At 43.5% G+C, this 22,544-nt stretch carries 19 protein-coding genes; 1 reads left to right on the forward strand and 18 read right to left on the reverse strand.

What is annotated here, in order from left to right; genetic code table 11:
* Positions 1 to 193 precede the first annotated feature (193 nt).
* The 7 genes from FZ941_RS02830 to trpX all read right to left on the reverse strand — a co-directional run bounded on the left by FZ941_RS02830 (position 194) and on the right by trpX (position 7,662).
* Positions 194 to 625 carry an SP_0198 family lipoprotein gene (locus FZ941_RS02830; RefSeq protein WP_148886765.1) on the reverse strand — a complete coding sequence of 144 codons (432 nt, stop codon included), beginning with the start codon at positions 623 to 625 and terminating at the stop codon, positions 194 to 196.
* 161 nt (positions 626 to 786) lie between these two features.
* A complete protein-coding gene (locus FZ941_RS02835; protein ID WP_148886766.1) occupies positions 787 to 1,203 on the reverse strand; it encodes a YbgA family protein in 417 nt (138 codons plus the stop codon).
* A gap of 26 nt (positions 1,204 to 1,229) precedes the next feature.
* Positions 1,230 to 1,952: a hypothetical protein gene (locus tag FZ941_RS02840; protein WP_148886767.1), complete on the reverse strand. Its 723-nt coding sequence runs from the start codon at positions 1,950 to 1,952 to the stop codon at positions 1,230 to 1,232.
* A gap of 116 nt (positions 1,953 to 2,068) precedes the next feature.
* Positions 2,069 to 4,522 carry a phenylalanine--tRNA ligase subunit beta gene (gene pheT / locus FZ941_RS02845; RefSeq protein WP_398587556.1) on the reverse strand — a complete coding sequence of 818 codons (2,454 nt, stop codon included), beginning with the start codon at positions 4,520 to 4,522 and terminating at the stop codon, positions 2,069 to 2,071.
* Between the two features lie 94 nt (positions 4,523 to 4,616).
* Positions 4,617 to 5,129 carry a GNAT family N-acetyltransferase gene (locus FZ941_RS02850; RefSeq protein ID WP_148886768.1) on the reverse strand — a complete coding sequence of 171 codons (513 nt, stop codon included), beginning with the start codon at positions 5,127 to 5,129 and terminating at the stop codon, positions 4,617 to 4,619.
* Between the two features lie 167 nt (positions 5,130 to 5,296).
* Positions 5,297 to 6,343: a phenylalanine--tRNA ligase subunit alpha gene (gene pheS / locus FZ941_RS02855; protein ID WP_005589611.1), complete on the reverse strand. Its 1,047-nt coding sequence runs from the start codon at positions 6,341 to 6,343 to the stop codon at positions 5,297 to 5,299.
* Between the two features lie 311 nt (positions 6,344 to 6,654).
* Positions 6,655 to 7,662 (reverse strand): tryptophan ABC transporter substrate-binding protein, encoded by a 1,008-nt coding sequence (trpX, locus tag FZ941_RS02860; protein ID WP_148886769.1) that lies wholly within the window; start codon positions 7,660 to 7,662, stop codon positions 6,655 to 6,657.
* Between the two features lie 532 nt (positions 7,663 to 8,194).
* Here trpX and fbpA point away from each other — a divergent pair.
* On the forward strand, positions 8,195 to 9,844 hold the full coding sequence (fbpA, locus tag FZ941_RS02865) for an Rqc2 family fibronectin-binding protein FbpA (protein WP_148886770.1): 1,650 nt from the start codon (positions 8,195 to 8,197) through the stop codon (positions 9,842 to 9,844).
* A gap of 166 nt (positions 9,845 to 10,010) precedes the next feature.
* Here fbpA and budA read toward each other — a convergent pair whose 3' ends face one another.
* From budA to glgB, 11 genes are all read right to left on the reverse strand, one after another.
* Positions 10,011 to 10,730 (reverse strand): acetolactate decarboxylase, encoded by a 720-nt coding sequence (gene budA, locus FZ941_RS02870; RefSeq protein WP_148886771.1) that lies wholly within the window; start codon positions 10,728 to 10,730, stop codon positions 10,011 to 10,013.
* Between the two features lie 114 nt (positions 10,731 to 10,844).
* Positions 10,845 to 11,594, reverse strand: coding sequence for a PHP domain-containing protein (locus FZ941_RS02875; protein ID WP_148886772.1), 750 nt, complete (start codon positions 11,592 to 11,594; stop codon positions 10,845 to 10,847).
* A gap of 159 nt (positions 11,595 to 11,753) precedes the next feature.
* Positions 11,754 to 12,059 carry a DUF4298 domain-containing protein gene (locus tag FZ941_RS02880; RefSeq protein WP_148886773.1) on the reverse strand — a complete coding sequence of 102 codons (306 nt, stop codon included), beginning with the start codon at positions 12,057 to 12,059 and terminating at the stop codon, positions 11,754 to 11,756.
* A 99-nt stretch (positions 12,060 to 12,158) separates the two neighbouring features.
* A complete protein-coding gene (locus FZ941_RS02885; RefSeq protein ID WP_148886774.1) occupies positions 12,159 to 13,388 on the reverse strand; it encodes a tetratricopeptide repeat protein in 1,230 nt (409 codons plus the stop codon).
* Entirely contained in the window at positions 13,381 to 14,550 is a 1,170-nt protein-coding gene (locus tag FZ941_RS02890) for an AI-2E family transporter (RefSeq protein ID WP_062004205.1), read from the reverse strand. Before FZ941_RS02890 ends, FZ941_RS02885 begins: the two co-directional genes overlap by 8 nt.
* 343 nt (positions 14,551 to 14,893) lie before the next feature.
* Positions 14,894 to 15,835, reverse strand: coding sequence for a mannose-6-phosphate isomerase, class I (gene manA / locus FZ941_RS02895; protein WP_148886775.1), 942 nt, complete (start codon positions 15,833 to 15,835; stop codon positions 14,894 to 14,896).
* 149 nt (positions 15,836 to 15,984) lie between these two features.
* On the reverse strand, positions 15,985 to 16,485 hold the full coding sequence (locus tag FZ941_RS02900; protein ID WP_148886776.1) for a phosphatase PAP2 family protein: 501 nt from the start codon (positions 16,483 to 16,485) through the stop codon (positions 15,985 to 15,987).
* Between the two features lie 302 nt (positions 16,486 to 16,787).
* Complete coding sequence (gene glgA, locus FZ941_RS02905) at positions 16,788 to 18,218, reverse strand: glycogen synthase GlgA (RefSeq protein WP_148886777.1); 1,431 nt, start codon at positions 18,216 to 18,218, stop codon at positions 16,788 to 16,790.
* Entirely contained in the window at positions 18,215 to 19,354 is a 1,140-nt protein-coding gene (gene glgD / locus FZ941_RS02910; protein WP_148886778.1) for a glucose-1-phosphate adenylyltransferase subunit GlgD, read from the reverse strand. The genes glgA and glgD overlap by 4 nt, the downstream gene beginning before the upstream one ends.
* Positions 19,344 to 20,486 carry a glucose-1-phosphate adenylyltransferase gene (locus FZ941_RS02915; RefSeq protein WP_148886779.1) on the reverse strand — a complete coding sequence of 381 codons (1,143 nt, stop codon included), beginning with the start codon at positions 20,484 to 20,486 and terminating at the stop codon, positions 19,344 to 19,346. Before FZ941_RS02915 ends, glgD begins: the two co-directional genes overlap by 11 nt.
* Positions 20,487 to 20,489: 3 nt before the next feature.
* Complete coding sequence (gene glgB, locus FZ941_RS02920) at positions 20,490 to 22,403, reverse strand: 1,4-alpha-glucan branching protein GlgB (RefSeq protein ID WP_148886780.1); 1,914 nt, start codon at positions 22,401 to 22,403, stop codon at positions 20,490 to 20,492.
* Positions 22,404 to 22,544 lie beyond the last annotated feature (141 nt).

Consider the following 22,544-nt stretch of genomic DNA (forward strand, 5'->3'; position numbering starts at 1 on the left):
TATGAGACTAATGGTAACCAGATTCACACGAAAATCACCAAGTCGTATAGCGATTCCCTAAGTCAGAAACATTCCTTGAAAGAAATTCATAGAATAAAAAGAAAAAAGGGCTTCAGTTCATATACTGAAACCGTTCTTGTTTCTTTTTCTTTACGCTTCGCACACTCATTTTCTGAGCAGATTGAAAATCGGCTTATTGCTTGGTAAAGGTCAGAGTGTCTGGATCATCATCTAGTTCGTCCACAATCAGCTGATTACCATTTTGACGATAGCTTTTGACATCGTCACCGACAATTAGTCTTTGGCTCGCTGCATCTACTTGTACCTGTTTGATTTCCTTACTGCCATCGACCTCAGTCTCAGTCCAAGTACCAGAGCTACCGTTGATTTCTAGGACATGCTGGTCTCCATCATGGTCAGTTGCTTGGTAGCGTCCGTTTAGATTGCTGGTCTGACCTGCATTGGATGAAGAAGTCTGTTCTTGCGCAGGCTGTGATGTTTGGCTTTGGGTATTTTGTGATGAGTTAGCATTTCCTCTCTGATTAGCATTGCTTGAACAAGCAGCCAGTGAAACTGCTGCTGTCAGAGATAGAATGCCGATAAAAGCCTTTTTTAAAATAGTCATATTGCTTTCTCCTTTTTCTACATTTGTAGTTTATAATTATATTCTACAATTGTCTGTTTTGTTTGTCAATCATATAGCATTTTTTTATCTAAAAATAGAAAATTCTCCAGCCTAACTTGACTGGAGATGTAAAATCTATTGCTTCTTCTAGAGGATCAAAGCTAGTCATCCTTAATGGACGAGCCTTCTGCATCATCCCCAAATATCAAGGTTGACTGTTGCAGATAGGGATTGGGGTACTTTCTAAGCAAATCTTTCACAGCTTCTCCCAAAACCTCCTGCTCCACCTGACCTACTTGGTATCGTTCTAAAAGCAGCATAAAGTTTTCTTTTTCAGCTGGGAGGGCTTTTTTCTTAAAATAGCCCCAAACATGCTGAAAAGCATTACAGACCTGACCTCGGTTTTCTGGCAGGGATATCGCCTGGTCAATTAAGTCTTGAACATGTGCTGCTTCCACCGAGTCACTTTTCAGATATTGGCGGATTTCCAGATAAATCTTACTGGAATGACTGAGAACCAGATATTTATTTCTAGCCCAAAGAGTCTGACATTGGGATATTTGGTTTGAATTTTCCATGATTACTTTTCCTATAATCTTTCCTTTTATTCCGGAAAAATCCATTCAATATGCGGAGCGCGTTTACTGATTTCTTTATAAATGGTATTGAAATCAGCATCAACAAGATCATTCAAGTCAATCTCTTCCAGTGTTTTTCCTTCTTCGTCTTTAAAATAAAGTATGCGATAAGTTGATCTCGAATTTTTAGAATAAGCACGTCTAATTTCATACTCGATTTGCTTAATATTTGTTAAATTAATGTGATTTATATCTTGGAAAACAGAGGGTTTAACATCAATCTTATCATCAGAAATAGTAAAAGCTGCAGGCTCATGAGCTTTCTTATAAGCCGAAACACCTAAAATAGTAACTATAATACCTGCACCAATTAGAATTGGACCCGCATATTCATTATTTTGATTGATAATTTCTTGTTCAGCATCCTTTTCTCTTTGGATAGAAGCTTGTTCGGACTCTAATTGTTTATTATAGGTCTCTACAAAAGCTTGCAGTCTTTTTTGCTCTTCTTCTGGTGTTTCATTCTCAGGTGCAAAATCCGAATTAACTAAGGTTTTGGCTTTTTCAATAGTCATTGGGCTTTCATTCAACCTTGCTTCTTTTCGTTTAGATTCTAGCTGTTCTAAGCTATCACTGTTGTTCCCACCACTACTATTTGGTGATTGCATTACCCCAATGAATATGAAGGTTCCAATAATAACAATAATAATAGCTACAATTTCAGCTACATAACTTCTTTTATATCCCATTAAAATATTCTTTCTGTAAAATCTTTATTGGGACTAGGATACCATAAATCAAGTTTTTTATAAAGTCCTACTATTAGATAAAAGCAGCCCTCAAGGACTGCTTCTCTTTGTATATACTAGCGCACTTCTGCGCCGACATTTTCTTCCAAGGATTTTTGGATTTTTTCCATGTATTTAGCCACTTCATCATCGGTTAGGCTGTCTTCTGGATTTTGGAAGGTCAGTGTGTAGGCCATAGACTTGAGACCAACACCCAGCTTTTCACCCGAGAAGATATCAAAGAGCTTGATATCCGTCAAACGTTTCACTCCGGCAGCTTGAATCGCTTCAACAACCTGTCTGTGGCTGATCTCTGCTTTGAGCAACAAGGCCACATCGCGGGTAACAGCTGGGAATTTGGTGATTTCTACAAAAGGCTGTTCTGGCTCAAGACTCGCCTCAATAGCCGTCAGATTAAGCTCTGCCACATAGGTTTCTGGGATATCATAAGCCTTGGCCGTCACTGGATGAACCTGCCCAACATAGCCCACTGGTTGACCCTTGATCGAAATCAGCGCTGTCCGACCCGGGTGCAGGCTCTTGAGCTGGTCAGTTGCTTGATAATCAGCTGCTAATCCTAGGCGGTCAAAGAGCGCTTCAACCACACCCTTAGCATAGAAGAAGTCCACAGGAGTCGCTGGCGTTTGGAAATCTTTCTCACTTACCAAGCCAGTTAGGGCAAAGGCAAAGCTATTGATTTCATTAGGTAATTCTTCCTTCGGATTACCCGTTTGTTCAAAGATTTTCCCAATTTCATAAAGGGCCAAATCCTTATTTTTACGAGCAACATTGTAGCTGACAGTATCCAACATGCCTGAGAGCATATTTTGGCGGAGAACACTGCGCTCCCTTGTCATAGGCCACATAAGCTCCGTTAGATTTGTAGGATTAAGCGTAAATTCGACAGCTTTTTCTGGCGTAGTCAAGGCATAGGAAATAATCTCTGTCAGCCCTGCTCCTTCAGCCACCGTCCGAACCTTGCGACGTAGCTTCTGAGTGGCCGTCAATTCACCAGCTGTTCCAGCATCTTGAGGTAGGGAAACTGGCAAGCGGTCATAGCCATAAATACGAGCAATTTCCTCGTAAAGATCTGCTGGAATACTAATATCCCAACGACGAGCAGGTACGCTGACTGTGAAGAAGTCCGCAGATCCGCTAAGACCAAAGCCTAGACGACGGAAAATATCTTCAATATCCGCATAAGTCAAATCTGTTCCCAGAACTCGGTTGACATCAGAAAGGCTAGTCGAAACCTGCTTGTCAGTCGTATCTAACTGTCCTGCTTGGACAATACCAGCATGAACAGTTGCACCTGCTAAGTCAGCAATCATGCTAGCAGCAGCATCTAGAGCTTCGGTTACTGTTGCAAGGTTAATCCCTTTTTCAAAGCGTGAAGAAGACTCCGAACGTAAGCCCAGACGACTGCTTGTCTTACGGATTGACTTGCCATCAAAGACAGCTGCTTCCAGAACGACACGAGTCGACTTGTCAGAGATTTCGGTGGCTGCTCCGCCCATGACACCAGCCAAAGCCACTGGCTTATCTGCCACAGTGATAACTAAATCACCGACTTCCAGCTCACGCTCTTCGCCGTCCAGCGTCACTAATTTCTCACCAGCACGCGCTTCCCGGACGACAATCTGATCCCCCTCAAATGTGTCCAGATCAAAGGCATGCATGGGCTGACCAAAGTAGAGCAAGATGTAGTTAGTCACGTCCACTACGTTGTTAATCGGACGGATTCCTTCGTTCATGAGGAGATTTTGCAGCCACTGAGGACTCGGAGCAATAGTAACATTGTCCAAAATACGAGCTGCATAAAACGGTACTTTTTCGCTATCAATGACAACAGACAAGCTAGCCGCAGCCTCTTTATCCCCTTCAGTCAAAAGAAATTCTTTGAAATGAACAGGCTTATCGTAGATAGCTGCTACTTCGTGTGCCACTCCGCGCATAGACAAAGCGTCAGCCCGGTTTGGCGTGATAGAAAGCTCGATAATTTCATCATCCAAGTCCAGATAAGGAAAAACCTCATCTCCTGGTACAGCACTATCTGGCAAAATTTGAATGCCATCCGCAAATTCCTTTGGCACGACAGAATCAGAAATGCCCAGCTCACCGAGAGAGCAAATCATTCCCAGTGACTCCAAGCCACGGATTTTTCCTTTTTTAATCTTATAATTATCTGCAATGCGAGCGCCTGGTACAGCCACCATAACTTTGATCCCAGCGCGAACATTCGGTGCACCACAGACAATCTGACGAGGCTCGTCTTCACCAACATTGACTTGACAGAGGTGCAGGTGGGTATCTGGAACATCCTCACAGCTCAGAACTTCTCCGACAACAATTTTCGAAAGGCCTTCAGCTGGCGAGCTGACTCCTTCTACTTCAATACCAGTTGTGGACATTTTCTCCGCCAGCTCGGCGCTCGTCACATCCAAATCAACCAGTTCTTTTAACCATTTATAACTAACTAACATATTTATGATTTTACGACCGACCAGACCTAACTCTGACTTCATAGACAAAGCCAGTCCATTCGTCTTTTCGGTCGTATTTGATTCCTCTCTATAAATTTCTGTTTTCACTAAAAGCCCAATAAACAGCGATGTTATCGTCTTTTTAGTTTAATTTCTTCCTTAAAAGCCAGTCAATATCAACCGTATCACCAGTGATATATTCATGCTGGCTAAACCTTTCAAAGCCATATTTAAAGTAAAAGTTCTGCGCCTTGAAATTTCTTTCCCAAACACCTAGCCAAGCCCAGCTAAAGCCACGTTTCTCAGCTTCTGCTAGGGCAAATTCAAACATTTCCTTGCCCAATCCGAGGCCCTGATGGGAGGCAAGCACATAAATTCGTTGAATTTCAAAGGAATCTTCCAACTCCTGCTCTGTCTGAGCCTGACCCCAGTTACACTTGAGAAAACCAGCGATTTTTTGCTCCTTGTCCAGTACAAAATAATGCTCAGACTCAGGATTGGCCAGCTCCTGCTCCAGCCTTTCACGCACCAGCTCGTGGGAAAAATAATGCTCTAAATCTTCCTGCTTGATGAAAGGACCAAAAGTTTCTTGGTAGGTCTGCACTTCCAAGTCCCGCAAAATATCCAGATCCTCTGGCCGAACTCTAACTAACATAGGGCACTCCTTTCTCAGAAGCAGCTGTGATCGATATTCCCATCTAAAATTATCTTATAGGCAGCTAAACTGATGAACACCATTTCCACGCATTTCAAACTCGCAAACATTGTTAATCAGTCTTGTTGTGATGGGATTGTTCAAATCAAATCCTATTTCTAAGCTTCTTACTTAAATTGCTCTGAAAAACGTACATCGCCTTGGTAAAAGCCACGAATATCGTTGATACCGTAGCGAAGCATAGCTACCCGCTCCTGACCGAGACCAAAGGCAAAGCCAGAATATTTCTCTGAATCAATGCCACTCATTTCCAAGACACTTGGATGCACCATTCCAGCTCCCATGATTTCGATCCAGCCAGTCTTCTTGCAGACATTACAGCCGGCACCACCACACTTAAAGCAAGAGACGTCCACTTCGACAGATGGCTCTGTGAATGGGAAGTAAGATGGGCGCAGACGAATCTTACGATCCGCACCAAACATTTTTTGAATAATCAGCTGCAAGGTTCCTTGCAAGTCAGCCATAGAGATATTTTCCCCTACGACCAGACCTTCAATCTGGTGAAACTGGTGTGAGTGAGTCGCATCGTCTGTATCACGACGGAAAACACGTCCCGGAGAGATCATCTTGAGCGGTCCTTGGCTAAAGTCATGGGCATCCATCGCACGAGCCTGAACAGGAGATGTGTGAGTACGCAAGAGGATCTCTTCTGTGATGTAGAAGGTATCCTGCATATCCCGCGCAGGGTGGTCTTTAGGCAGGTTCATCCGCTCAAAGTTGTAGTAGTCTGACTCAACTTCGAAACCATCCACAACCTGATAGCCCATGCCGATAAAGATATCTTCGATTTCTTCACTCGTTTGGGTCAAGATATGGCGATTTCCAGCCGGAATCTTACGTCCTGGTAGGGTTACATCCAAGGCGTCATTGGCCAGCTGGGCTGCGACTTTCTGTTCTTCCAAGATTTGAGCTGCTTCTTCAAAGGCTGCATTCAGCACATCTCGTGCTTCATTGACGTGCTTCCCGATAATTGGGCGCATCTCAGCAGAAACATCCTTCATCCCTTTGAGAATCTCAGTAAGACTCCCTTTTTTCCCTAGGACAGATACTTTCAGCTCCTGCATATCCTTAGCATTTTCCAGAGTAATGGTCTGCAATTGGGCTAAAGTTTCCTCACGCAGACTCTGCAATCGTTCTTCAATTGTTGACATAGTTCCTCCAAAATAAAAACCGCGGTCTTACTCACACCGAAGCGGAGCGTTGACACGCGGTACCATCCGTTTTTTATCTGGCAAGCCAGACCTTAATTACCAATCCTAAAGCAAGTGAATTCGCCTAGCTTTCATCTAGAGAGCTCTCAGTCGCTGGCTCCCCTCCCTGTCAAACCTCCCCTAGGTTACTGGTCTTGCGGATTGCTATTCAATTATAATTCATTCTAACAAATTTCTAAACATTTCGCAAGCTCAGTTAAAGATTTTACAAGCAGAAAAAGAAGCCTGTCAAGCAACAGACTTCTTTCTTTTTATTTGATAACCTGGCCAGCTTCTTTGAGGACATCTTCTGGTACAGTGATACCGAGTTCTTTGGCATTTTTAGTATTGATAACAGATTTACCTGTATCGAAAATATCTACTGCAGTATCAGCAGGCTTGGCACCTTTAAGGACTTTAGCAGCCATTTTACCTGTCGCAACACCGAGATCGTACTGGTCTACAACGACAGAGGCAAGACCGCCTTCTTCAACCATGGCTGTCGCACTTGGATAAATCGGTTTCTTAGCTTCTTTATTGCTGGACACAACTGTCGCAAACGCTGACGCAATGGTATTATCAATTGGAATCCAGATAGCATCAACCTTACCAGTCATGACATTCATGGTTGAAGCAATCTCATTGGTTGAAGGAACAGAGTATTCCTCTACCTTGAAGCCTGCCTCTTCGGCCAATTTTTTAAACTCTTCTACCTGAGCTTTAGAGTTGTCTTCACTGCTAGAATAAAGGGCACCGATTGTTTTCACATTTGGCGTTAATTTTTTAATCAACTCTAGTTGTTGCTTAGCTGGATTGTGGTCAGAAACACCTGTGATATTACTACCTGGCTTATCCAGATTTTTCACTAAGTTTGCTCCGACTGGATCTGTGATAGCTCCCATGACGATAGGCTTGTCCTTAGTAGCCGCAGCCAAGCCTTGCGCAGACGGAGTCGCAATCCCAATCAGCACATCATTGTCATTGGACACCAGTTGCTTACTCATGGTAGAGACTTTGCTCTGATCTCCCTCGGCATTCATAAAGTCAATCTTAATCTTGTCGCCCTTGTAGCCTTCCTCAGCTAGACCGTCCTGAATCCCCTTGTAAATCAAATCAAGCGAAGGGTGGCTGACATACTGCAAGACACCAACCTTGACTGTTTTACTATCGTCGCCAGTCTTAGATCCGTTGCTCTTTCCACTCAAGCTGGAATAAGCCATCCCACCGATTACCAAAATAGCCAAGAGGCCCAAAATAGTCATTAAACGTTTATTTTTCATATTTTTTCTCCATTTCTTTATTTCATTTTTTCTATTCAATCCCTAGGGACGCCATCGTTTAAACATGGGCAATTCTCCTTATTTTTTTATAATAAGCAACAAAAAACCTCACACAGGTATTCTGTGTGAGGGCGTAAATCGCGGTGCCACCTCAATTATGGAAAAATAGCTAATATTCCCCATATCTCTGTCTTGTCATCAAACAAGCTGCACTGTAAGGTGTGCACACCGAATTCTTATTGTTTCAAATTCATAGTTATCAATTAGCCCAATTTCGTAAAGATTTGCTGCTCGTTTCCACCAACCACAAGCTCGCTAAAAACAAATGCATCTACTACTTTTCTAATTTCCTATATTGTAAATTTTTCCTAAATAGATGTCAAGGCTTTTTTGAAAATTTTTATAAAATGTTCGGTTTTTGTTTATGTCGATAATCATTGAAAAAAAATAAATTTCTTTTTGATGAGACTTTAGAAGCTTTTGGCTTGGTTTTTTGTTATAATCTTCTTTAGCAACTTTCAAGGAGAAAAGCATGTCTTTCGACGGATTTTTTTTACACCACATGACAGAGGAGCTCCGCCGCGAATTGCTGGGCGGCCGCATCCAAAAGATTAATCAACCTTTTGAACAGGAGCTGGTTTTACAGATTCGCAGCAATCGCAAAAGCCACAAGCTGCTCCTATCAGCCCACTCGGTCTTTGGGCGCGTCCAGCTGACAGATACCACGTTTGAAAATCCAGCTGTTCCCAATACCTTTATCATGGTTATGCGCAAATACCTGCAGGGCGCTGTTATTGAAGCAATCCAGCAGGTGGACAATGACCGGATTTTGGAAATCAGTGTCTCCAATAAGAACGAAATCGGCGATAGCGTGGCTGTGACCCTGGTCATCGAAATCATGGGCAAGCACAGCAATATCATTCTCTTGGACAAGGCTAGCGGTAAGATTATTGAAGCCATTAAACACGTCGGATTTTCTCAGAATAGCTATCGGACCATCCTGCCGGGCTCAACCTATGTCGCACCGCCTCAGACTGGCAGTCTCAACCCTTTCACTGTGGGTGATGAAAAGCTCTTCCAAATCCTACAGACAGAGGATATCGAGCCCAAACGCCTGCAGCAGATTTTTCAGGGCTTGGGTCGGGATACGGCAACTGAGCTCAGTTGCCGTCTAACAGTTGACAAGCTCAAAACTTTCCGAGCATTTTTTGCCAGTCCGACTCAGCCAAGCCTGACCGAAAAATCCTTCTCTGCTCTGCTATTTTCCGACAGTAAGACCCAAATGTCCACGTTATCCGAGCTTTTAGATACTTTCTATAAGGACAAGGCTGAGCGCGATCGGGTCAACCAGCAGGCCAGCGAACTCATCCGCAGGGTAGAAAATGAGTTGGAAAAGAACCGGAAAAAACTGGGTAAGCAAGAGGAAGAGCTCCTAGCAACGGAGAATGCAGAAGAATTCCGCCAAAAAGGGGAACTCTTGACCACCTTTCTCCATCAGGTGCCCAACGACCAAGATCAGGTAGAGCTGGACAATTACTACACAGGTGAGAAGATTAGCATCTCGCTTGACAAGGCCCTGACCCCAAACCAAAATGCCCAGCGCTATTTTAAACGCTACCAGAAGCTCAAGGAAGCCGTCAAACATCTGACCAGTTTGATTGAGGAGACTCGGGCTACCATTCTCTACCTAGAGAGCGTGGAAACCGCCCTTGCTCAGGCCAGCTTAACTGAAATTGCGGAAATTCGAGAAGAACTGATCCAAACTGGCTTTATCCGCCGACGCCAAAGAGAGAAAATCCAGAAAAGGCAGAAACCGGAGAAATATTTGGCAACTGACGGTCAAACTATTATCCTAGTCGGCCGTAACAACCTACAAAATGACGAACTGACTTTTAAGATGGCTAAGAAGGACGAGCTTTGGTTCCACGCCAAGGATATTCCGGGTAGCCATGTGGTCATTACAGGCAATCTTCAGCCTAGCGATGAGGTAAAGACAGACGCTGCCGAGCTAGCGGCCTACTTCTCCAAGGCCAGACTCTCTAATCTGGTCCAAGTGGACATGATTGAAGTCAGAAAACTCAACAAACCAACTGGCGGCAAGCCCGGATTTGTCACCTATACAGGCCAGAAAACCCTGCGCGTCACACCTGATGAAGAAAAGATTAAAAGCATGAAAATGTAAACTAATCAGTTTCTAAAATATGGATTTGGCGGATATTAAAAAACAAAAGAGGAGCCTCGGCTCCTCAAACTTACTGAATTTAAAAATCTAGTTATCTTTCAGAGGTTGGGACAGCAGATTCCTAGCCTCTTTTTTATCAGAAGTAGACAATTATCACAGCAATTGGCTACTCAACCTTGTCCATGTCCGATCTTACTTCATCGACATTGAATTTTGCAAAGAGGAACTTACGGTCTTGAACTGGGAAACGTTGATCCAACTGATCGACAGCACCTAGCTCCACAACCCCTTCCTTGATAACAAAGTCCATAACGTGACCACCAAAGGTATGGTCGTCTGAAATAAAGTGAAGATGATAGCCGGCTACACTGACACCGTGGAAAATTTCGGGTGTCCAAAAGCCAACAATAGTTCCAGAAACATTGTCCGCATGGTACTCAGGCTGACTCACGGCCACCTCAGCAAACTTTTTCTCTGAGGTTGATTTTGGAATCATTCGCACATGCATGTGGGAAAATTCTCCATGAATCTTGATGGAGCGGAATAGATTTTCCCCATCGTAATAGGATTCAATTCGCTTTTCCAGCTCTTCATCTGTCATTTCGAAACGTTGGCGGAAAATGACCTCCGCTTGGTGGGGAACAACCGCAGCGTAAGGCACTGTTACATCATCCGAAACTTCTACAACTTCAGGCACATTGCCAGATCCCTTAGCCTGATAGGCCTTACCATCAAGAACAATCAATTCCCCATCAATGGAATCCAGTGTACCAATCCCTAAATCGCCGTATTTCAGGAGCTCCCCAATCGTCATGCTCCCACCATAAAGTCCAGCCATCAAAGCTCCTAGGGTATTATACTGAAATAATTTCACTGGCTCTGCCATTTTTTCTCCTATATCAACAAATTTCTGTATTTTCTAAGATAATTAAGTATATCATATTCTGGTCAAAATTCAAAAAAAGCGTTTAATGGACAATGAGAATCCGCACGGGATGCCTTAAATCAGCTGGCTTTCCTCAATACCGACATCAGCGAGGATTTGAGCCACTTGGTCAAACTTCAAGCGAAAATGTTCCAGCTTGTGGCCGTCTGATCCCACTGAAAAGCGCTGACCACCAAGCTCCTTGACAAGACCAAGAGCGTAGATATAGAGATCTTCATGACCGTAGAGATACATAGACTTGCAGTTGAGTTCAAAGGCCAGATCATGATCAATCATCTTTTGAAAAAGCTGTCGCAGCTGCGGTTCAAAAGTTTTTAACTCCTCCACGGTAAGGTCGAATTTCCGAAAGCCATAGTCAAAGTGGGCTAGGACATCCGCCGGAACAGCCTCGATGGCCTCTTCTAATTCTCTCAGGTAGCGGGGAATTAACTCCATCTTGTCCAGCTGCAAGACAGGCTCTTCCAGATAGTCAAAACTGCCATTGTGGTGGACAGACAGGAGCTTGAGGTCGTATTCCTTGTCGGCTAGGAAAGCTAAAATATCGGCCTTACGCGGAGCATAGTAACCAATTTCAATCCCCTTTTTGATGCGGTTGCCATATTGCTGGTTTAGCTCTGCTATTTTTGCTGAATAAGCCGCATAGTCAGGTACATCATCATGGGGCGAGGCAGCTTGGTAAGGGTAGGGATTGGACAAATCATAGTGCTCGGTGGTGACAATCTCGCCCTCGTAATGGTCCAGATAGTCAGAAAAATCCGCCTCAGAATCATAGGAAAAATAGGTATGAAGATGATTGTCGCGCATGCTGGTCCGCCTTTCTGCAAATCTTGTGTTCCTTTAATAATGTCAATGATTGGTCGGCCTTTGTTTTAGATTTCCCACATTTCCTATCCTTTCGTTGACGTTATCCATGCTTTATCTTTTCGACAGAAGCCATTTTATTTCAAAAATCCTCCTAGGCCTTTACCTTTCTTTCAGCATGGCACTGGATAGGTCTAGCAGCTGCAGCGCTGTCTCAAAGTGTTCCCCCATCAGGTCATAAACAGCATCTTCGCTCAGAACGCCACAGGCCACATCCTCAGGAAAGTCTGGTCGATTGGAAAATTCCAAATCATCAAAGAAAACTTGGCTGGTGTAATAATCTCGGAGCTGGATATAATTCTTCTGGCTGGCCTCCAGCTCAGCCAAAGCTGATTGAGCTGCAGCCAGCGTCTGAGCGTATTTATTTAAATACTCTTCCATTTCTTGGATTCGTTTCAATTGGGACAATATCTCTACTCCTTCTCTAATCAAACTATCGTGTCAGCAAGAAAATCTTCTTCCTAATATACCCGAAAGACAGTACAAAAGAGCTTTCTCAATAAAATTCTACAAACTTTCGTACAAATCTGCCATAGCAGTATCATCTGGAACCAAACGCAGGTACTTACCAGCCTGTATTTTCGCTTCTTCCACACACCCTAATTCGCGCAAGAGATAAACGTATTCTTCCAGAAATTCAGGATTTTCCTGCAAGTCAACTGCCAGTTCCTGATAAAGCTCCCCAGCTTTCTCCAGATTTTCCAAGGCCTGATAAGCACGCGCCAGATTCCAGCGAGTTAAGACATTGTCTAGCTCTTGTTCCTCAAAAGCTAAGACCTCATCGTAGCGTTCCTGCTCCAGATAGAGATTGGTCAGGCGCAGAGCAATCTCCTCTAAATCATCTGCATTTTCCTGAGCTGCTAGCAAGTAGTTTTCAGATTTTTCCACATCATGCAGTTCATAAGATAGTTGGGAAGCAAGGAGCAGAAGGCGAGTCTCGAAAGGATTCTTGGTCAAGCCTTGCTCAGCCATTTCCAAGGCTTCCTCCGTCTTATGCTCCGCGTGGAGAGACTGCGCATAGGCATACTCATAGCCTTCAAAATCCGGCGAAATCGTATCCAGCTGCTTGAAGTACAAATTAGCTTTTTGGTACTCCTCTTGCTCATACAAGATAGCTGCTAATTCATAGACCGTCTCTTCGTCGTACTCCAGCTCCACAGCCTTTTCCAAAAATTCAATGGCTGCTTCGATTTTCCCCAGACTGGCATAGCAAAGGCCAATACGCTGATAAGTGGACACTCCTGTCTGCTCGTAGATAGAGCGATTATCTAGCTGAGCATATTCCTTGATGGCCTGGGCAAAATTTTCCAATTCAAACTCAATTTCTGCCAAACCAAAAGTCACCAAAGGTTCGTCCGACAGTTTGGCAGCTTCCAGCAATTTCTCCCTTGCCACATCGGGCAATCCCTCTAGCTGATAAAGGTCAGCTTTTGCCAGGAGAGCGGCCACATACCATTCACTTTCCGAGTTAATTTCCTCTAAATAGGCAAAAGCTTCCTCCAAATCACCATCGTCAGCAGCAATCGTTGCCAGACTGATATAGGATTCAGGGAAAAGCGGAGCCAATTTTTCATAAATTCGCTTGGCTTGAGGGAAAAAGCCGATACTTTCTAAGTAATCGGCTAATTCTAATAACTCTTGATCGGTATCTTGGCTCAAAGCCTCTTCAAAATACTTTTCAGCCTGCCCTAAATCTTGATTTTGCAGGGCTGTTAACATTTGTTCACTCTTATTCACTGCCTTCTCCTAATTCTTGAACACTTTCTTCATACAAACCGCTAACCTTCTTGTACCACTTAAAGAGCGCTGTGATAGCAACCTTAGCTGATGCATAAGCTGGAATTCCCAGCAAGACGCCCCAGATACCAAACATGGTTCCTGAAGTCAGCAAAACAAATAAAATCGTAATCGGATGGATGCTTAATTGGCTTCCCAAGATCAATGGAGACACGAAGCGCCCCTCAATGGTCTGCTCCACGATAAAGACGATAATGACTTTCAACAGCATGATCGGACCAGCAATCAATCCAAGAACCAAAGCCGGCAACATCGCAAGGAAGCTTCCCAGATAAGGCACCAAGTTCAAAACTCCTGCCACAACGGCTAGAGTCACACCGTACCGCAAGCCGATAATCTTGAAAAGAATCATAAACATAAAGGCCACAATAATCGCTACAGTCACCTGACCACGAACATAATTGGCCAACTGGGTATTCACATCTGTCATGACCTGACCAAATGACTCGCGGAATTTCGTTGGCAAGAACTGAACCACATATCCTTTGAGATTTTTCCCGTCGCGCAGCAAATAGAAAAGAATAAAAGGCATGATGATAATAGCCACAATGATTTGTGAAGCCGTACTAATCAAATTGCTGGCCCAATTGACTGCCTTAGATGAAAAATTGCTGGCCCATGAAGTGATCTGAGTCGAAAGCTTATTCGTAACTTGCTCAATTTGTGGCTTCAAATCATCTGAAATATGATTGGTCAAAACATCATCAATCATTTTATTGGCTTGCTTGAGATAGGCGGGAACATTTTTTGAAAAACTCACTATCTGATGCTGCAAGTTAGGAATTGCAACCGCCAAGCCCCACACAATCAAAACACCAATCAAGACAAAGACAATTGTAATCCCAGCCACACGGTTAATCTTGCGCTTTTCCATCCAGTCTACAATGGGATTGAGCAGATAGTAAAGCAGCCCAGCCAAAATCACTGGCAACATAATGACACCAATAAACTCAATCACCGGTGTAAAAATAAAGCTAATTTTGCTAAGAATAAAAATGTTCAAACCGATGAGCAAGGTCACCAAAAATACGGTAATAGCCTTGTTATCCAAGAACCATCTAAAAAACCAGGATAAACTAAAATCTTTTTCTTTGTGTTCCATATTCGACTCCTTTGGATATTCCATTTCATTGTAACATTTTTCAGAAAAAATATCTTCAAGCAACCATGATGAAATGCCTTATTTATTGGACTTTTTCACCGACTGCAGTTAAGGTCCTGTTTTCTCTATCCATTCTGCTGAAATAAAGAAAAATGAGGCTGGGACTTTTGTCCCAGCCTCTCAATTGTCTCTGGATTGTCGAGCAAGACGCAGTGGTTGAGTGAGCTTTACTACGCTGATTTCATCAGCTTTTACAACCCTACTCAACTGTGCGGAGGTGGGACGACGAAATCGAATTCTAACGAATTACCGATTTCTGTCCCACTCTCATTTATTTTTCTCACTATGGATGACTGACAATCAGCTGTAAGTCTCCAGACAAGGTCCACTCTGTGACATCGCTCAGCAGGATGAAATGAGAGCCTTTTTCGATTGGATAAACTAGTCCATCCACCGTCAACTCGCCACTACCTTCCAAAACGCTAAACAGACTGTAGTCTGCTGTCTTTTTAAATTCAACAGAACCAGCAATGTCCCACTTGTAAACAGCAAAGAAGTCATTGGCTACCAAAAGAGTAGAAGTCAAATCATCTGCCTGAATGGTAACGGGACGGCTATTGGCTGGCTCACCGATAGTCAGAACATCAATAGACTGCTCCAGATGTAGCTCACGAAGATTGCCAGCATCGTCCTTACGATCAAAGTCATAGACCCGATAAGTGGTATCGCTAGATTGCTGAGTCTCCAAAATCAGAATCCCTGAGCCAATAGCATGCATAGTGCCACTTGGCACATAGAAGAAGTCTCCAGCCTTGACCGGAATTTTGGTCAAAAGATGATCCCAGTCCTTGCTCTCGATTTGCTGGCGTAGCTCTTCCTTGCTCTGGGCATTGTGACCGTAGATAATCTCTGCTCCTTCGTCTGCAGCGATAACATACCAGCACTCAGTCTTGCCAAGTTCGCCTTCGTGCTCTAGTCCATAGGCATCATCTGGATGGACCTGAACACTGAGCCAGTCATTGGCATCTAAAATCTTGGTCAAAAGCGGAAAGACAGGCTCAGAACGATTGCCAAAGAGCTCACGGTGCTCGGCATAGAGCGCATCTAGCTTCTGACCTGCAAAACGGCCATTCTTGACGGTTGAGACACCGTTGGGATGAGCCGAAATCGCCCAACACTCGCCCACATGGTCGCTGGGAATTTCATAGCCAAAGACATCATGCAGCTTGGTGCCACCCCAAATTTTCTCCTGCATCACAGACTCTAGAAATAACGGTTCTGACATAATAGTCTCCTTACATATTTTTCATCTTCCAAAATCAGGCATTCCTTGATGATAAAAGTTTGGTACTGCTTACATTATAATATAGACTCGGGCACTTTGTCTACTCCTCAACTTACTTTACAAAGAAAAATCTGGCTCTGGCCAGACCTTTATAATAAAAAGAGAAGACTTCCCCAGCAAATGCCGCAAAGGTATCCTATCACTACATCCTTTGGATAGTGCACTCCGCCAATCACGCGCACTAGAGCCAGCCCTGCAGAAAGCAAGAGGCAGATAAACCCCGGCAGCCAGAAAAAGTAGAGCAGGCACATAGAAATCACTGTCGCCGAAAAAACATGGCGGCTGGGCATGGACTTGCCTGATGTATTCTTGGCCAGCAAGGGTTGAATAGCCCATTTCTCGTAGGGGCGTGCTTGATTCAGCCGTTTACGAATCGCTGACAAGAGACCAAATCCGATAGTTGGAAGGAGAAAAAAAGCAAGCAGCCCTTTCCAACCCTCTGTCAGAAGGGCATCAATCAAGACCAATCCATACACCAGAGGCATAAAAACAGTCATCCCCCTATTAAAATAGCCCATCCCTTTCACTAGCCTAGGGCAACTGCGAAAAGGAGCTGTTAATTGTTGGTAAAAAATCTTGTAGTCTTTCATACTTGCTTTCCCTGTTTTTCAAAAAGTCGAATTCTCATACTTTCTCTACTATAGCATATTTCTAGACAAGATGGTAGATAGATAGCAAAAGAGACTGAGACCCAAGCCCCAATCTCTTATTGTTCATGTTTTCTGAAGAGTATTATTTCTCCAAGTTTCAGATTTCCATTCTTACGAATCAACTTCCTTTCTTTTGGGGAAAAGCATCCGCCTGGATAAGATGTCAACATGAGAAAGACCACTTACCCGACAAATCCTCTCTTGTCAGAAACAAGAGAGGATTGTTGTTCTAATGCAACATACTAGAGTAGTGACTCATATAAATCACTGTATGCTCGACTAGCTGTATCCCAAGAGAAATCTCTTTCCATCGCCTGTATTTGCAGACTATGCCAAGCTTCTCGGTCATGCCAGTAAAGATTGAGGGCTTCTTTGAAAGTCCATGTTAGCCAATAACCAGAGAAGTTGTTGAAGCTAAAACCTGTTCCCTGTCCGCTATAAACGTTGTAAGGTTCAACCGTATCACGCAGGCCACCAACCTCGTGAACCAATGGCAGTGTACCGTAACGCATGGACATCATCTGAGACAGACCGCAAGGTTCAAAGCGACTCGGCATGAGGAAAATATCACTAGCCGCATAGATTTCCTGAGCCAAAGTAACATCAAAAAGGATATTAGCGGATAGTTTTTCAGGATAAGCCTGGCCAAACCAAGCGAAGGCACGTTCAAATGCTGGGTCACCTGTTCCAAGTAGCACAATTTGCACATCTTCCTGAAGCAGATTATGCAACTCTTCCACCACCAAATCAAAGCCTTTTTGACGTGTCAAACGAGAGACGATACCAACAACAGGAACATCATCCCGAACTGGCAAGCCTACTTTCGCTTGGAGAGCCCGTTTGTTTTCTAATTTTCCAGTCAAATCATCTTTATTAAAGTGGTAAGCCAGCAATTTATCGGTTTCTGGATTGTAGATATCTGTATCGATACCATTGACAATACCGACTAGCTTACCTGACTCCATCCGAAGAATCTGATCCAGACCACAACCAAACTCAGCCGTCCGAATTTCGTTGGCATAGCTTGGTGAAACAGTCGTCACGCGATCCGCATAGAGAATGCCCGCCTTCATCCAGTTGAGGCAGTCGTTCCAGCGGAGAGTTCCGTCCGCATAACGTTCATAGCCGACACCAAAGAGTTCCCAGAGCATGCTGTCCGAAAACTGTCCCTGAAACTCTAAGTTGTGAATCGTCAGCACTGTCTTGATATTATTATAGGCCTGAATCCAGCGATATTTTTCCTTGACCAAGAAAGGAATCATGGCCGTATGGTAGTCGTGCGCATGGAGAACATCTGGAATAAAGTCAATGCGCTCCATCAGTTCGATTGCTGCTAATTGGAAGTAAGCAAAACGTTCGCCGTCATCAAAATCGCCATAGACATGCCCACGGAAGAAATAATGCTGATTGTCAATAAAGTAGAAGTTCACACCTTCTAACTCAATCTTTTTGACACCGACATACTCCCGACGCCAGCCGACACTAACTTCAAAGAAGAAGAGGTCTTCAACTTGATCACCAAATTTAGCATCCGTCATGTCATAGTATGGCAGAATGACTCCAACTTCATGGCCAGCTTTGACCAAGGATTTGGGGAGGGCGCCGATAACGTCCCCCAAACCACCCGTCTTGGAAAAAGGTGCCCCTTCTGCTGCTACAAATAAAATTTTCATGAAACGATGTCCTCTGTAACTTTTTGACCTTTCTTCAGTACAACTGGATGTTCAGCTGTACCTCGAACGACTACTCCTTCAGCAATCTCAACGCCCTTGTCCGCAATTGCATATTCTAGCACTGCATTTTTTCCAACGACAACACGTGGGAAGAGGAGACTGTCTTTGACACTGCTGCCTGCTAAAATTCTTGTATTCCGCGAAATAACAGAGTTTTCAACTTCACCTTCTACGATACTACCTGATGCAAACTGAGAGCGATTTACTTTTGATCCTGTAGCATAGTAAGTCGGCTCTTCGTTTTTCACCTTGGTATAAACCTTTTGATTTGGTGAGAAGAGAGAATAGAATTTCTGCCGTTCAAGCATGTCTATGTTAGCTTTATAGTAGGAACCAACAGAGTGGATATTTGCCAGATAGCCTGTGTACTCGTAAGCAAAAGCTCCAACTTCAGCTGCCAAGTCCCGAAGAACATAGCGTAGCTTTTGTGGGAATTCTTTTTGGGCTTCTTCTTCCAATTTTTCAATTAACCACGGCGTATCTACTACAAAAATATCTGTAGACATATTGAAAAGCTCGCCCTCGTCTCTATCACTATGCAGCTTATGTCCTAGGACATGGTCTGTTTCACTGACTTGCAGAACTGCATTGACATCTGAAATATCTTTAGATGGCAATTTCTTGTAAACCACCGTCATCGGTTGTTTGGTTGTATTATGCAAGTGGAAGACTTGATTAAGGTCAATGTTGATCAACACATCACAGTTGAGGGCTACAGTTTGGTTAGAGCCTGAACGCTTCAAGTAAGTCAATAACTGTTCATAATATTCCTTACCAACTGTGCTGCTTTCTACACGAGTATTGTAAATGCCTAGATAGTAGTGGCTCAAAAGTGTGGACAAGCCCCACTCACGACCTGAACGAATATGGTCAAATACAGAGCTGATATTGTCTTGCTGAAAGATACCAAAGACGCTACGAACACCAGCATTAGCAAGGCTAGAAAGGGGGAAGTCAATCAAACGGTATTTCCCACCAAATGGCAAACTGGCAACTGGACGATGCTCTGTTAAGGTTGACATGTCGTGGAAACCGACCGTATTTCCTAAAATCGCTGAATATTTATCAATCTTCATCTGTTGGTACCCCCACTTTTTCATTATATCCGACTACTTGCACTTCATCTGTTCCGTCAATCTCTACACCATCAGAAATAACAGCGCCCTCACCAATGATTGCACGTTTAATCTTAGCTCCCTGCCCGATAATAGCGCCACTCATAATGACAGAATCAGTGACTTCCGCGCCTTCACGAACTTGAGCACCTGTTGAGAGGATAGAATGCTTAACAGTTCCATCTACGAAACAGCCATCAACTACCAAAGAATCTTCAACATGAGCATTCGCACCAAGGTAGTTTGGTGGTGAAATCAAGTTGCGTGAGTAAATTTTCCACTGACGATCACGACTGTCTAAAGCATTTTCTGGACTAATGTATTCCATGTTAGCTTCCCAAAGTGACTCAATCGTACCAACGTCTTTCCAGTAGCCACTAAATTCATAAGCATAAACGCTTTCGCCAGATTCAAGATAGTTAGGGATAACATTTTTACCAAAGTCGGACATATCTACATTGCTCTTTTCAGCAGCAATCAGCATATTGCGGAGACGTTGCCAGTCAAAGATATAGATTCCCATAGAAGCCTTGGTAGATTTAGGATTTTCTGGTTTTTCTTCAAATTCAACGATCCGATTGTTAGCATCGGTATTCATGATACCAAAACGGCTAGCTTCCTTGAGAGGTACATCCAAGACAGCAACCGTCAAACTAGCGCTATTATCCTTGTGGGATTGGAGCATGTCATCATAGTCCATCTTGTAGATATGGTCTCCAGATAAGATTAAAACATATTCAGGATTGATACTATCGATATAGTCAATATTTTGGAAAATAGCGTGGCTAGTACCCTCAAACCAACGATTTCCTTCACTGGCGGAGTATGGCTGAAGAATGGATACACCTGTATTGATACCATCCAAGCCCCAGCTTGAACCGTTCCCGATGTGGCTGTTCAAAGCAAGTGGTTGGTACTGTGTAATCACACCGACATTGTTAATCCCAGAGTTGGCACAGTTTGACAGCGCGAAATCAATAATGCGATAACGACCACCAAACTGTACTGCTGGTTTCGCAATACTTTGTGTGAGCTTTCCAAGACGAGTTCCTTGCCCACCGGCAAGAATCAAAGCTAGCATTTCATTCTTCATATCCTACTCCTTTGTGGAATCTTTTTTAGCATTTTTACGAACATTCACACGACGCTTGATTTTCCAAATACTTGCTCCCAAAGCTGGTAGCGTAAAGGTCAAGGTCTGCGGATAATCTTTCCATAGTCCCTCTTGAGACTGAACTGTTTCGTTGTGTTCTTTCCAAACACCTCCCCATTTCTCTAATTCAGTATTCCATACTTCTTCATAAACGGCTGCCACTGGCACACCAATGGTAAAGTTTTTGCGCTCTACTGGCACCATATTGAATACACAGACTAGCATATCCCCTTTTTCCGTCTTACGGATAAAGGAAAGGACGCTCTGATCGGTATTGTCGGCATCAATGATTTCGATGCCATCATAGCTCAAATCAATCTCCCAAAGCGGACGATTGTCTTTATAGAAGGCATTGAGCTCAGAAGTGAAGGTTTGCATCTTCTTATTCATATGATCGTCCAGATTTGACCATTCCAACTGCTCTTCTGACTTCCACTCTAGGAATTGACCAAATTCTGAACCCATAAAGAGCAATTTCTTGCCTGGATGGCAGATTTGATAGGTCAAGAGGTTTCGTAGACCAGCAAATTGATTATAGCGGTCACCCCACATCTTATGCATCATGCTCTTCTTACCGTGAACGACTTCGTCGTGAGAGAAAGGCAAGAGGAAGTTTTCAGAAAATGCATACATAAAGCTGAAGGTCACCAGATTGAAATCGTACTTACGGTAAATCGGGTCTTCTTCGTAGAAACGGAGAATATCGTTCATCCAACCCATATTCCACTTGAAGTCAAAGCCCAAACCGCCCATCTCTCTCATACCCGTAATCTTGGTTTCGGACGAACTTTCTTCGGCAATCATCATAACATCTGGATGAAATAGCTTGATAACTGTGTTCAAGCGTTGCAAGAAATAATAGCCTTCATAGTTACGATTACCGCCGTCCCTGTTTGGCTGCCAAGGACCACTATCGTAGTCTAGATAGAGCATGTTGCTAACCGCATCCACACGAACCCCATCTAGATGGTAGAAATCAATCCAGAACTTGATGCTAGAAATCAAGAAGGATTGCACTTCATTTTTTCCTAGGTCAAAATTCAAGGCACCCCAGCCATAGTTATGAGCTCGGTCATGATCCTGGTACTCAAAGGTTGGTGTTCCATCATAGTAGGCCAAGGCATCATCATTGATGGTAAAGTGACCTGGAACCCAGTCCACAATGACACCAATATTATTCAAGTGACATTCTTCGACGAAGTCCTGAAATTCCTCTGGCGTTCCGTAAGTATGCTCAAAGGCAAAATAACCCATGAGCTGGTAGCCCCAGCTGAGTCCCAAAGGATGCGCCATGAGTGGCATGAACTCAACGTGTGTATAGTTCATTTCTACCAGATAAGGAATCAATTCCTCCTTAAGCTGAGCCATAGAATATGGACTGCCGTCAGGATTACGTTTCCAAGATCCAGCGTGTACTTCATAGATATTGACCGGTCTTGAGAAAAAGCCCCAACGCTTTCTCCGAGCCAGCCAAAGTCCATCTTGCCACTTCTTCTCTGGAATAGTCCGAACAATGGCTCCCGTACCTGGGCGCTCTTCCAAATAGATAGCCAGCGGATCAATTTTCAAGATTTCCTGACCACTACTGCGTTTGATATTGTACTTGTAAATATCTCCTTCCTTAGGCAAATCCGTGAAGACTTCCCAGACACCGCCTTCATTGCGAGTCATAGGAATCTGCTCTCCATACCAATTGGTGAAATCTCCAATCAGATGCACATTCTGCGCATTTGGGGCCCAAACTCTAAAGGTGTAGCCAACCTTGCCATCCACCACATCCTGATGCACTCCCAAATAATGCTGCAAATGAAAGTTTTCACCTGTTGTAAAGGTTCTTAATGCTTCTTTTTTATCCATTTAGTCACCTTTCTATTTGTAAGCGTTTTCTATGTTTCTATTTTACCCCATTTTCTTATATTTTTCAAGTAAATTTCCAAAAACTATCTCAAAAATTTCAAAAGCCCAATTTCTTTACAAGAATGAGTTGCTATATCAAGG

It is taken from the genome of Streptococcus sp. Marseille-P6264 (assembly GCF_902460355.1).
GTDB lineage: Bacteria > Bacillota > Bacilli > Lactobacillales > Streptococcaceae > Streptococcus.